Below are 13,129 nucleotides of genomic sequence, written 5' to 3'. Positions count from 1 at the left end.
TGCACCAAATATAACGGAGAGCGTAATATATCTGTTTCTTGTTCTAGCGTCGATGACCTATCCCCAAGTCACCTGAGGATAGACTAACGCTTTCGCCAAATTGTCATTTCCGAGAGCGTGTACTGAAATTTGCGCTTAGTTTCGCGGATAACAAAGGGGATTTCTTTCACCGCGATGAGCTCAAAATTGCTGATCAGGGTTTCAGTTAACCCATCTAAGGTTGTGAAGTTTTCGCCGTGAACTTTAATTCCCCCTAACCATTTATCTTTATCCGTATAGTCTTCCAGCCATGTGTAAGGGGACGCTATGACCAGATAGCCGCTGCTATTGATACGGTGGTGGATGGTCGCCAAAAATTGTTTGGGTTCATTTAGTCGATCAATCAGGTTCGATGCATAGATAAGATCATACCCTGAATATTGTGGTTTTAAGTTACATGCATCACCCTGGATAAAATTGACTTTATGGATCAGAGATTCATAACCCAGTTGTGCTATGGATACACTCTTAAATTCAACCAGATCGCCTTCTGTGCGAATGGTATAACGCTTTTCGCCATGTTCGGCTAATACATAGGCTTGCTGAATAAATCGCGCTGAAAAATCAATACCATCAACATGATCAAAGGTTTTGGCTAATTCAAAAGTGGCCCGGCCAACAGAGCAGCCAATATCCAGCGCTTTGGCAGTATGTACCAGTTGAATTTCTTGCAGACATTGTTGTACACCGTTGATACAAAAATTTGGAACAGAGAAATATTGAGTACCGTAGTGAAATTCGAGGTATTGAGAAATAAGCTCGTCTGTTTCATAAATATTCACCCTGGCCATGGTGGCAGGGTCTTGCTTTGATTCCACATACCTGAACCCGGCATGTTGGTAGAAATGCCGCCGGAAGGCGTAACGAGAGGTGCTGGTAGCTTCGTTACCCGTTGAAATCCAGGATCCGCCTTTAATCAGGTTGTGCTTACCATCGAAGGTCGGGGTAGAGAAATCGTCATATAAAGGATGAACTTGAAAGCCGTTAAAGCCGTCAATCGGTGTTTCTGTCCATTGCCATACGTTTCCGACAATATCATATAGTCCGTTGTGCTCGAATCGGTTAACCGGACAAGAGGAGGCGTAATATTCGAGCTGGATATTTCCTGGTGCTTCTGACCACTGCGGTGAGTCTGTCGTGATATTCTCGCGTAAAATAGACCATTCAGCTTCAGTTAGTAGGCGGATGGTGGTTTGAGCTTGTTCAGTTTTCCAGTTACAGAATGCTTTCGCTTCTAATTGATTGACTTCAACGGGCCAATTAAGGGGGAGTGGCACCTCCTCTGATAAGTTACGCTGTAACCACGTATTGTCACGGTAACGCCAAAAGCGTGGCATTGTCGCTTTTGTATAAGCGAGCCATGCTTGTCCTTCTTCGTTCCAATAGCGAAGCTGGTTATAGCCGCCTGCTTGCACGAAAGCCAGATACTCCTGATTAGAAACCAGGTATTTCGCGGCTTTAAAGTCTTCAACCGTAAAGCTCTGCTCGCCGTATTCGTTATCCCAGCCGTAGGTATGGTTATCCGGCTTCTTACCTAAAGTGATTGACTTTCCTGCTACAGGAAGAAGGTGGTTGGGCTTCGCTTCGCTACTATCGGTACAGGCTGCCCATTCAGGGTGAGGGCTAACGTCGTCGAGGGGGAGCTGACGAATAATCACTGAGGAGGTTTCGAGGTGAATACGCTCATGTTCAATGCCCATTAAAATAATCCAGGCTGGATCAGATTGACTGATTGGTAATTCAAGTATCATTTCATCTATAAATGCATTAACCCTTTGATGAACTTGATTTCGATACTTTCTAACTGCATCTACAGACGGCCATTGATAGTGTGTGTCATCAAGATCATCCCACGACATCTCATCAACACCGACGGCGAACATTGATTCAAAGTGTTGATTTATCCGATGCTCTATGAATTTTCCAAGCTTTAGCTTATTGATATAGAAAGTTGCGGTATGACCAAAGTAGAAGATCAGAGGGTGGCGGAGTGGCTCCGCTATTTTAAAATAGGCGTCATCGTTGTTAACGACTTCAAACAGTGATTCATACAGGGCCCATGTTTGATTAAAATAGCGTTTGAGCTCCAGACGCTTACTTTCCTGATCAGTACCGGTTAGTAAGATGGTCTGAGTATTTCTAATGAGTTTTGTATCCATTGGCTAGCGAACTCCGTAAGAAAAGGGCCTGTATCCAGATGGTGCGAGTTTACAATCTAGTTCATCTTCAGCGATAGTTACAGGTGTACAGCCAGTAATACCGACATTGTCAGTTGGAATATAAATTTTGATGATGTTTACGCGAATAGTGGAGAAAATTTTTGCCATACTTGAAGTACTCTGCCGTAGGTACAGGAAGATGAAATTGAAAAAGGCGTTAACCATACCGACGTGGACCTTAGTTGGCACAGGCTTGCTGTTAAATGTGGTATCAGCGTTGATGACCAATTTTTATATTGATGATGCAACTCGTCAGGCAAACGCCTTTATCCAAAAACAAGCTGATAATGACAAATTAATTACACTGATATGGCAACAAGTTGAAACTGTTGAGCGTAAACGTGAGCATGTTTTAGACCTGATGGTAAATAGTGACTCAATGAATAAACCGTTAGCACCTGAAATTATGCAGCAAGTGATAAGTGATTTAAACTATTGGATAAAAAATGACATTTCAATACTATCACTCGATGGGGTTTCTTCATTAATGGTTGAATTAAATGAGGTACAACTTGAACTGAGAGATAAAATAAACCATCTATATCTGGAAAACTTGGATTTAAGTGACTTATATTCAGATGAAATGAAATATATTTCACGCCTTAGAAATCTAGCTTTATTTTTGCAAGTAATAGGTTTGGGGCTGGTACTCTCAAGGGATTTGAGTCGTCGCGATGACATGGATAAAAAAAGTAAGCCCCATAAGATAGGCTATGGGGCTTGGGATTAGTAATTATTTGTTGGTAGAGTGGAATGCAAAACGAGATGATTCCTTACCTGTTTCAGTTTTTGCTTTGTATTTAACGGAACGCGAGCTTTCCAGTGTTAATGGAATGAAAACTCGACCATTTTCATCAGTTTGGTAGCTTTGTTTTTGTTGGGGAACATTCGCTACAGAAACTGAAGCATTGGCTGCTGGCTTACCATTCTCAGTGATAGTAACCCAAGCGCCGTTATGAGTGTCCGCAACTCTGATGTCCGCAAATGCTGAAGAAGACATTAGAATCACAGCTGTGGCTGTTAGTACTTTCAAGCTAGACATAATCTTCACCTCATCGTTTGGCAGTAAATACCAATTTGTTATAAGTATATTTGTCTACAATCATTTAATAAGACCTATTGTTCACAAATATATTTCAAAAAAGCTAATTAAAATTAAAGATGCTTAATAACAAACGGTTAGACCAAAAACTGTGACTTTAAATAAGCTTGGTCATCTATATGCATATAAAGCAATTCTCAAATTTTGCTTAATCATGCCTGTTGCTTATTACATCACTATCGATATGAGTATAGTCATATCGTTAGTAATACGGTAAGTTTTTTCTATAAGGAAGTTTTTAATTGTCCTATTGTAATGAATTATTTGGAAATAAAGGCTGGTTTCTATATGTAACTAAATGTTATATATATAATTCTTCCGATGAAGAATTATCACTTATAGTTTGTTTAATACTGTCTCTTATAAAAAGGTCGTAATTAAAGTTCGTTTTATAAAATGAAAGGGCTAATGATTGATGTAATACGATATAGATGACCGATATAACTATTCGGTTAAACCAACACTATGCAGAATCCCAATTACATATCCAGTTGATCAACAATATAGCTAGCAATCGGAAAGCATGAGGTTGCGGCCGGTGAAGGGGCATTACAGACAACTAAAGATCGTTCAGTGTGGTGGAAGATAAAGTCATCAATTAATAACCCCTTCTTATCGACAGCCTGAGCGCGAATACCAGGCGGGTAAGGTTGTAAATCAGTCAGTTTTAACTGAGGACAATACTTTTGTACCCGCTTTAAATATGCGGGCTTCCAGAAGCTATTTGTTAATTCTGCTAAAGCAGAGCGGAAGTGATGACGAATTACTTTCCTGAAACCGGGGAAAGCAAGCATTTCAGTGCAGTCTTTAAGGTGTACGCTATGTTTATTATAGCCTTCGCGTGAGAAGTTAATAACGGCATTGGGTCCGACGGTCACACTGCCATCAATCATGCGGGTAAGGTGAACGCCTAAGAAAGGTAAATCCGGATCAGGAATAGGATATATCAAGTGACTTATCAGTTGATTATGCCTTTCAGGCAGTTGGTAGTAATCACCACGGAAAGGAATGATCTGGAACTTGGGTTTATCACCGAGTAGCTTAACGATACGGTCTGCCATCAGTCCGCCGCAGGCAAGTAATCTATTGCAACGCAGTGTGACATCGTTAGCCACAACGTTTACGCCATGGTTCGTTTCATCAATTGAGGTTACTTGGTGGTTGAACAGTACTTGGCCTCCGGCTTGTTTAATTAACTTAACCAGTTTCAGGCATATTTGTCGGTAATCGACAATACCCGTCGCAGGGATCAACAAAGCACCAAGCCCTATGATATTAGGCTCTTTTTGCACCAGCTCAGCATGATCGAGGATCTTAAATTCAATATCATTCAACACTGCTCGTTCAGCCAGATCATGCATTCGTTTCAGTTCGAGCTGCGTTGTTGCGACCAAGAGCTTGCCACATTCATCAAATGGAATTTGATGTTGCTGACAGAACTGTTTGATGGCGATATTACCCTGTCGGCAGAACTGAGCTTTTAAACTGCCAGGAGTGTAATAAACCCCGGCATGAATGACACCACTATTATGGCCGGTTTGATGAAAGCCCGGAGCCATTTCTTTCTCGACCACAACGACATGGCATTCTGGTTGCCGCTTCTGCAACTCATAGGCGGTACTTAAACCGATAATACCTGCACCAATGACCAAATAGTCACAATGGATCATGTAAACACCAATGGTGAAGAAAGTTGATAGCAATAATCCTAATTGATATAACCGATGAGAACTGTGCTATGGCAGGTAAAACAATAGTTTATTTCTGTTAATAAATAAAAACGATGTATTGCAAACAGAACGAATACCGATCTAATTTAACAGTGATGACTTTCCGTTTCTGTCATCGTATTGAGTTCATAATATTCTAAATTTTCAGTGATCATATTAACCCTAGTTGCATCGATTTTTGTGGTGATATGCTGCATACCAATTTTCTGCATTACTTTTCCAGGTGCAGGATCACGACTTAAATGCTGGGCGTAGATAACGTCTAAATTGAGTCGTTTGAAACCAAACTCAGTGACGCGTTCAGCAGCTTCCGTACAGAATCCCAGTCCCCAGAATGGTACGCCAATCCAGTAGCCGAGTTGGGCTTTTCGTTCATAAATGTTATGCAACCCAACGCACCCGATGAGCTGATAGGTCGACTTGAGAGTAATGGCGTAAATAGCGGATTCCTGACTTTGCCAACCCGCCAGATGCTTGCCAATCCACCGGCCGGCCATGCCATCATCATAAGGGTGAGGAATATTGATTGTACCGTTAGCAATACTTTGATCTCCAGCCAATAGCTGGACTTTATTGGCATCGGAAAGCTGGAGTGGTCGTAAAATAAGCCTTTCTGTTGTCAAAAGAGGCTGTTGTCCCATGAGTTCATCCCTGAGTGTAAGGTTGCAATTTAATACCTAGTGGTTATCAAATCGATTTCACACGTTGAATAATATTCACCAGATCAAAGATGTACTCAAATAATTTAACCGGAAAGTATGACATTCCTATTATTTTTAGGTGAAACACAGTGAAAGGACGATTGATTCAAATGGCTGACAGACTAGAAGCCAATGAGCTCTCGCTGTACTTTGTTTTTTGAAGTGGTTTGGAGCGATGTGGAGCGACATCTCAGATGAAATCCCGTCAGTACGAGGTCATCTCTGATGGTTAGCACACTCAGCGTTGCCATTCAGATTCTCCAAGTTGGGCAATATGCGATAAAGCTTTTTTGGTGTCTTTTTGTAATAAATATTTGATAAGCCAACCTGTACCTTTGATCTTTGGCGAAAAGTTAATCCGATAATGAATCAGGCTTTGGTTAGCGTTAATGCTTTGAAAGCGGATCCAGCCACCGTGTTCTTTGACTGGGCCACCTTGGATGATTTTGTAGTGGAGGTGCTCGTTTTCCTTGTAATCGATAATTTGTTCTTGAAAAGTAAATGGGCCAGTGGTGACTTCTCTGATAGCACCGATTCCATTGGTCTCAGGCTTTCCTTGCCTAACTAATGAAAACTCAGCATTAAAAAAACGGCCTAAGTTTTCATGGTCAGAGAGCAGGTGAAATAGAATGTCTTTTGGCACATTAGCTGTTTGCTCTAATGTGATGGTGTGGATGGTCATTATCCTTCCTCCCCCTCTCTTCATGCTGTGATAAGAATGCTAGCAAAATGTAAACAAGTGTCAAGGTTTTGGAGTGAATCATTTCTGGCATTTTTTTAAAAATCAGAGGATTAGTGAGATTGTTGGTTTTTATGGTGGGTCTCTGGTTTTTACGTTTTATCAAAAGATTCGAGTATAGAGCTATGCATTGATAGAATACGTTTTTATCTACAAAATCAGATATAACTCGACAAGGCGGGCGCAAAAAAAATCGACATGAATCACAAAAATATTACAAATGATACTTGTAAAAGAGCATAAAGGCTTTTATATTGGTTTTGAGATATAAATCGTCAGGTGAAATTTATTAGAGAATATGGTTTACCTTAATCCATTCAAATAAGGTAACTTCTTAGCATCACTTCCACGAAAAATATCTCATTGATCATTCATTCCTGTTCGTTTTTCAGTCGGCTAATTTTGATTGGAATGTAGAGATCGTTTTACTTTCACCTGGTCGTAATATGTTCGTCATAATTACCTGGTTATAGTAGAGCAAATAAGAGAGTGAGAACGGTATTTAATTAGTGATATCAAGCTTACTCATTGATTAAAATGAGAGGTGTTATATGAAAAGTCAAAACCGTAGAAAGTGGTTTTACTACCAAAATAAAACAACTAAAACAAAATCTAACTGATTGAAAATTCGCTAAAGCGATATGATGTGTTTTAGAACAACCAACTGAAGGTCATTATAGAGAATCTTTAGTATCCCAGTAGCCAGGAGCATGCAGAACCAAATCGGTGTTTCTGGCTAAATAAAAAGTACCCGCTTTAATGCAGATCCCCCGCTGATAAATTACATTGCAGAACGTTTTTTCTCGGCGCTAGATAAACGGTCATCTTACTTGTGTAAGCTGAACGCAATATTTGTCAATACGTTGAGTTACTAAGGCTCGTTATTGATAGATTTTACCCCCGATAGAGGCTTTTTCTGGCACCGATGCTATCTGCGTTCCGCCCAAATAGATACTCCCTTGTACAACCAGAAATTTTGGCAGTTCAGTAATTGCCGTATTTGCCAGATATAAATCACCGCCGACGTAAATATAAGGGGGAAGTTGTGTCAGTTTCGTTCCCATCAGGCTCAAATCCCCTCTGACCCTTAGACCATTATTCAGGTAGGTAATCTGAGAATGGGCAAGATTAATATAGCCGTCGACTTTCAATGTTAGAGGAAGTCGGGTCACTGAGCTATAAGCCAGATTGAGATTCCCTTTTACGACCAGTTTTTTTGGCAGGCGCTGGATACGGCTGTTTTCTAAATTCAGATTGCCATTAACTACCATAGGATCGGGTAGCTCGATATTTGTGGTATTACGGAGTGTGATATTGCCATAGGAGTCGGTGTAGTTCAGTAGCTTGAGCTCTGATACATACTGGTTGGCGTGTGCAAGGCTGATTGTGTTCAAACTGGTGAGCATGATAGCAGCACTTACCCCGGAAATTTTTAGACCGGAAAGCAAAGAGGTGGGGAAGTGGATTCCTGCCATAGTAAAAATGCCCTGAACTGGAGTGATAGTCTTCAATTATTGCCGTTTACATAACGGCACATTCCGTACCAGCGAGAATGGTCTTAGTTAAATCGGCTATGTACGGCGTGATGTACAATAATGCCTTGCTGCCGCGAACTGTCAATTTTAACCGTAGATTTTTTGAGTCAGTGTTGTTTTTTATTTAAATTAATTACTAACAAACTGTAGTCCCTTTCCTGCTATTTCCGTGAGCGATGTTCAGCTTAAATTCAGATATAAAACAATGTTTTTTATTTTAAGCTTAGGTTCAGTTTCCTTGTGTAGAGTAATCATCAACGAAACGAAGTACAGCAGATAACAACGTTAATCTGTACCTTATATAAAGAACAGGCAGGAGTGATTCATGAAAAAGTTCACAGCAATCTCATCGTTAATCTTGGCTACAACGGTTGCACTTCCGGCTTTCGCGGCTGACGCTGATTGGTTTGTTGGTGGTGGTGTCGGTTACCAGCAAGACGAAGTGAAAGGAACCCATGATCAAAACGGAGAAGATGCGACTTATCAGTTACGTGGTGGTGCGATTATCAATGATCATCACCGTGTAATGGGTACCTATAGCTACATGGATAAATCATCACAAGACATGTTATTAGCATCTTACGATTACCTGATACCGCTAGCTCAACAAGTGAACTTATTCGCAGGTGTATCGGCTGGTTTTGCTGATAGCGAGATTGCCAGTAAAAGCTCAACAGACTTTGTATGGGGTGGTCAGGTAGGCGCGATGTATGAAATTAATGATAGCTGGTCAACTGAATTAGCGTACCGTTATCTTGACCAGGACTACAGTGAAAATAACACTAAAATTGATTATTCACAGCAAGTTGTATGGTCTGTCGATTACAGATTCTAACACTCTGATGGTCGCTAACGTGTCATAAAATGAATAACAGGGAGAACGGTGTTCTCCCTGTTGCGCTATATGGACTGTCAAAACAAAATAGGAACATCGTTAGTGAAAAGTCAAATATTGAGCTTATTGCTTTATATTTGCTTGCAAACCATCCATTCGAATCCAGAGCACACTAAAAACGCCGTTTTGGATTGTTAATGTGATCTAGATCTCTATATACTCCCCTTCCGGCCAGAACCATTGAGTTCAGCCACCTTAGTTACAAGCTGTCACCAGGGAAATGTGAACGACCCACGGAGTTGGACCGGCATGATTTTTAGCTTGTTATCAAGGTGACTTGTATGTTGTTTGTTTGGGCGGACAGATCCTTATTGTCTAAGCGTTATTGCTTGGATCCCTCCTATGTTTGCTTTTTTCCTGAAAGCTTATGTTCCCCAATGACAACAAGCAGTAACACCTTCATTTTTCGATATCCATTTAAGAAAAGCAGTAGGACGAAATAATGCAGTTGTTAATTAGTATGGCCGGTATTTTGGTACTGGTAGTGTGCGCTTGGGTCTTTTCCGAGAACCGTAAAGCGATTAACTGGCGCACCGTTGGCGGAGCCTTGTTCTTACAAGCAAGTTTTGCCGCTTTGGTACTGTATGTACCCGCTGGGCAAAAAGCGTTGGGGGCGATGAGCCGTGGTATCGCCAGCGTACTGGGGTTCGCGGATGAAGGGATCAAGTTTCTGTTTGGTGATCTTGCAACGTCCGGTTTCATTTTTGCAATTCGCGTCCTTCCTCTTGTTATCTTTATCAGTGCTTTAATTTCTCTTCTTTATTATCTTGGCGTGATGCAATGGGTGATCAAAGTGATCGGTGGTGGCATTCAGAAGTTTTTGGGTACCAGCCGTGCAGAATCATTAGTTGCAACGGGCAATATCTTCCTTTCTCAAGGCGAATCACCGCTTCTGGTTAAACCTTTTCTTCCTCAAATGACCCGTTCAGAACTCTTTGCCGTAATGACTGGCGGTATGGCTTCTGTCGCGGGCAGTGTGCTAGGTGGTTATGCTGGTCTTGGTGTTGATTTAAAATATCTGATTGCTGCAAGTTTTATGGCCGCGCCGGGTAGTTTGCTAATGGCTAAGATCCTGGTGCCCGAGCAAAACGTTGCCGTTGAGCAAACGGATATTGAAATGGCAACCAGCGAGCATAGCAATGCAATCGATGCACTGGCTGCGGGTGCCATGAACGGGATGAAAGTCGCGGTTGCTATCGGTACGATGCTGATTGCTTTTGTCAGTGTTATCGCAATGGCCAATGCTGGTCTTGAAATGGTTGGTGAATGGTTTGGTATGAGCAACCTGACACTGCAAGGTGTTCTGGGATATATCTTCTCGCCTCTGGCCTTTGTGATTGGCGTACCTGCGAGTGAAATGCTGCAAGCGGGTGCATTCATTGGTCAGAAATTGATCCTGAATGAGTTTGTCGCATTTCTTGATTTTGTTAATGTGAAGGAAACCCTCTCATCTCAGAGCCAGATTATTATTACTTTTGCCCTGTGTGGTTTTGCTAATATTGGCTCGATAGCGATTCAGATTGGTTCTATCGGGGTGATGGCTCCTGAGCGTCGCGGCGATGTCGCAAACCTTGGCTTCAAAGCGGTATTGGCTGCAACCCTGGCTAACCTGATGAGTGCTGCGCTAGCGGGTATTTTTATTACGCTGTAATTTTACTCATCTGTTATAGCTCCTGCGGAGGAGCTATTGATCATGAGCTGATATTTAAGCCGTCATTGATAGTGACGGCTTATTATTTTCCTCGTTATATAAATAGATGCTTTTTGAGCGTGTTTATTGTTGATCAAACTGCTTAATCAGTACTGAGGTATCGGCGCGATTAAAGCCGCGCTTTTGCAGCTCGGCATACTTTTCATCAACTTGTTTAGCCAGTGGCAGATCAACCCCCAGTTTCTCTGCTGCATCAAAGCAGATGCCGAGATCTTTACGCATCCAGTCAATGGCGAAACCAAAGTCAAACTTGTCCTGTGCCATCGTGACAGCCCGATTTTCCATCTGCCATGAACCTGCCGCACCGTGTTTCAGTACATCGGTCATTTTTTCAATATCCAGTCCGGCAGATTTAGCCAGAGTAATCGCTTCAGACAAACCTTGTAGTATACCTGCAATACAAAGCTGATTTGCCATCTTGGTAATTTGACCGTAGCCAACATCGCCCATTAAGGTGCTGGCTTTTGCATAACATTCGATAACAGGCTTGGCTTTTTCAAACACATCAGCGTTACCACCGACCATTACCGTCAGGCATCCGTTGACTGCGCCAGCTTCACCGCCAGAAACTGGTGCATCAAGAAAATCGGCTTGAACCGCTTTGGCGGCTTGTGCAATTTCACGTGCAACTTCAGCGGATGCGGTGGTGTTATCAATCAGGATAGTACCGGGTCGAATGGTTGATAGAATACCATTTTCACCGATATACACCTGGCGAACATCGCTGTCATTACCGACGCAGGTAAAAACAAAATCCGCCTCTTTTGCCGCTTCTGCCGGAGTCAGAGCCAGTTGGCCGTGATGGCTTTTAAGCCACTTTTCTGCTGTTGCTGTCGTGCGGTTATAAACAATAACATGATGACCTGCATCGGCAAGGTGTCCCGCCATTGGGAAGCCCATAGTGCCGAGTCCGATAAATGCGATATTTTGCTGAGTCATTATAATAGCTTCCCTGTTTTGTATTTAATTTTAGTTACGGCAATATATACCCAAACCGTCTCAAGATGTAGCGTCTAGCGAAGATTCCATCAAACAGTATCAATGATAATGTTATCCAGCTCTACCCTAAAAGCAGGCCTTAGGTAGCTGGTAATACTGAGATCATAAGAGCTGTCTGAATTCTCCCAGAGCTATGCATCTTGAGGTACTTTGGGTATAAGTATGTTAACGTCGTTGCTATAGCAACTTAAAAGGATATTTGGGTTTATCATGGGTAAAAAAGAACTAGATACAAAAATTGTCACCGCTGGACGATCGAAGAAATGGACTCAGCATTTGGTCAACCCCCCGGTAAGCCGCGCATCGACAATTGTTTTTGATTCAGTCAAAGAAATGAAGCATGCAACGGCTAACCGCGCCAATAAAGCGCTGTTTTATGGTCGCCGGGGCACTAATACCCATTTCGCTTTTCAAGATGCGATGGTTGAACTGGAAGGTGGTGTTGGTTGTGCTTTGTATCCATGTGGTACCGCGGCGATTTCTAACGCGATTCTGTCATTTGTGAAAAACGGCGATCATATTCTGATGGTTGACGGTGCCTATGAGCCCACTCGTGAATTTTGCGACAAGATCCTAGATAAAATGGGGGTGGAAACTACCTATTATGATCCCATGATTGGCGAAGGTATTCGTGAGCTGATCCGCCCGAATACGACGGTACTCTTTCTTGAATCTCCTTGTTCCATTACGATGGAAGTACAAGATGTGCCGACGCTTGCACGTATTGCTCATGAGCAGGATCTGGTTGTCATGCTGGATAATACCTGGGCATCTCCAATTAACTTTCAGCCTTTTGAGCATGGTGTCGATATTTCAATTCAAGCTGCAACGAAATATATAGTGGGTCATTCTGATGTCATGCTGGGTACCGCAACGGCCAATGAACGTTGCTGGGACCAGCTACGCGAAAGCAGTTACCTCATGGGGCAGTGTACTTCTCCTGATGATGTGTACCTGGCGATGCGTGGTTTGCGTACGCTTGGAGTACGCCTGAGGCAACATGAGCAAAGTAGTCTTAAAATTGCTCAGTGGTTGTCAGAGCGCGAAGAAGTTGATCATGTGCGTCATCCGGCTTTTGAAAGCTGTGAGGGGCATGAGTTCTACAAGCGTGATTTTAAAGGTTGCAACGGGCTATTTTCTTTGGTTTTAAAACGAGGAAATACCCAAGCCTTAACGGCTTTGCTTGATGGTATGGAACATTTCAGTATGGGTTATTCATGGGGGGGGTTTGAAAGCCTGATCCTGGCGAATGAGAATATCAATGCGCTGCGTACAGCGAAGAAGAAAGACTTTGCCGGCCCGATGCTGCGTCTTCATATCGGCTTAGAAGACGCTGATGATCTGATCCGTGATCTTGAAAAAGGCTTTGAGCGTTTTAACGCCGTATTAGACAAGTAATCAGGCTGTCTTCGTAGTAGTATTTTTCTATCAGCTGTTTTCATCTTAATAGAGGCCGTAT

General features: G+C 42.3%; 11 protein-coding genes. 4 read left to right on the top strand and 7 right to left on the bottom strand.

Features of this window, described 5'->3' with window-relative positions; all coding sequences use genetic code 11:
* Nucleotides 1-83: 83 nt before the first annotated feature.
* A complete protein-coding gene (ovoA, locus tag AC2204_RS08000; protein WP_318924990.1) occupies nt 84-2,198 on the bottom strand; it encodes a 5-histidylcysteine sulfoxide synthase in 2,115 nt (704 codons plus the stop codon).
* A gap of 199 nt (nt 2,199-2,397) precedes the next feature.
* On the opposite strand from ovoA, the gene AC2204_RS07995 reads away from it, so the two are divergent.
* Nucleotides 2,398-2,988 carry a hypothetical protein gene (locus tag AC2204_RS07995; RefSeq protein ID WP_318924989.1) on the top strand — a complete coding sequence of 197 codons (591 nt, stop codon included), beginning with the start codon at nt 2,398-2,400 and terminating at the stop codon, nt 2,986-2,988.
* Nucleotides 2,989-2,991: 3 nt separating this feature from the next.
* On the opposite strand, the gene AC2204_RS07990 is transcribed toward AC2204_RS07995, so the two are convergent.
* The 5 genes from AC2204_RS07990 to AC2204_RS07970 all read right to left on the bottom strand — a co-directional run bounded on the left by AC2204_RS07990 (nt 2,992) and on the right by AC2204_RS07970 (nt 8,005).
* Nucleotides 2,992-3,300, bottom strand: coding sequence for a hypothetical protein (locus AC2204_RS07990; protein WP_318924988.1), 309 nt, complete (start codon nt 3,298-3,300; stop codon nt 2,992-2,994).
* A gap of 539 nt (nt 3,301-3,839) precedes the next feature.
* Complete coding sequence (lhgO, locus tag AC2204_RS07985; RefSeq protein ID WP_318924987.1) at nt 3,840-5,030, bottom strand: L-2-hydroxyglutarate oxidase; 1,191 nt, start codon at nt 5,028-5,030, stop codon at nt 3,840-3,842.
* Between the two features lie 146 nt (nt 5,031-5,176).
* Complete coding sequence (locus tag AC2204_RS07980; protein WP_318924986.1) at nt 5,177-5,731, bottom strand: GNAT family N-acetyltransferase; 555 nt, start codon at nt 5,729-5,731, stop codon at nt 5,177-5,179.
* Nucleotides 5,732-6,029: 298 nt separating this feature from the next.
* Nucleotides 6,030-6,473, bottom strand: coding sequence for an SRPBCC family protein (locus tag AC2204_RS07975; RefSeq protein WP_318924985.1), 444 nt, complete (start codon nt 6,471-6,473; stop codon nt 6,030-6,032).
* A 938-nt stretch (nt 6,474-7,411) separates the two neighbouring features.
* Nucleotides 7,412-8,005 (bottom strand): hypothetical protein, encoded by a 594-nt coding sequence (locus tag AC2204_RS07970; RefSeq protein WP_318924984.1) that lies wholly within the window; start codon nt 8,003-8,005, stop codon nt 7,412-7,414.
* 385 nt (nt 8,006-8,390) lie between these two features.
* Between AC2204_RS07970 and AC2204_RS07965 the strand changes: the two genes are divergently transcribed.
* Nucleotides 8,391-8,900, top strand: coding sequence for a porin family protein (locus AC2204_RS07965; protein WP_318924983.1), 510 nt, complete (start codon nt 8,391-8,393; stop codon nt 8,898-8,900).
* 502 nt (nt 8,901-9,402) lie between these two features.
* Nucleotides 9,403-10,611: a NupC/NupG family nucleoside CNT transporter gene (locus tag AC2204_RS07960; protein ID WP_318924982.1), complete on the top strand. Its 1,209-nt coding sequence runs from the start codon at nt 9,403-9,405 to the stop codon at nt 10,609-10,611.
* A 123-nt stretch (nt 10,612-10,734) separates the two neighbouring features.
* Here AC2204_RS07960 and AC2204_RS07955 read toward each other — a convergent pair whose 3' ends face one another.
* Entirely contained in the window at nt 10,735-11,610 is an 876-nt protein-coding gene (locus tag AC2204_RS07955) for an NAD(P)-dependent oxidoreductase (protein WP_318924981.1), read from the bottom strand.
* Nucleotides 11,611-11,880: 270 nt separating this feature from the next.
* Here AC2204_RS07955 and AC2204_RS07950 point away from each other — a divergent pair, with 270 nt between their 5' ends.
* Nucleotides 11,881-13,068: a cystathionine beta-lyase gene (locus tag AC2204_RS07950; RefSeq protein WP_318924980.1), complete on the top strand. Its 1,188-nt coding sequence runs from the start codon at nt 11,881-11,883 to the stop codon at nt 13,066-13,068.
* The last annotated feature ends 61 nt before the right edge of the window (nt 13,069-13,129 follow it).

The organism is Photobacterium sp. (genome assembly GCF_057456235.1).
The sequence above is the reverse complement of the archived record's forward strand: the minus strand, read 5'-3'. Positions and strand labels throughout refer to the sequence as shown.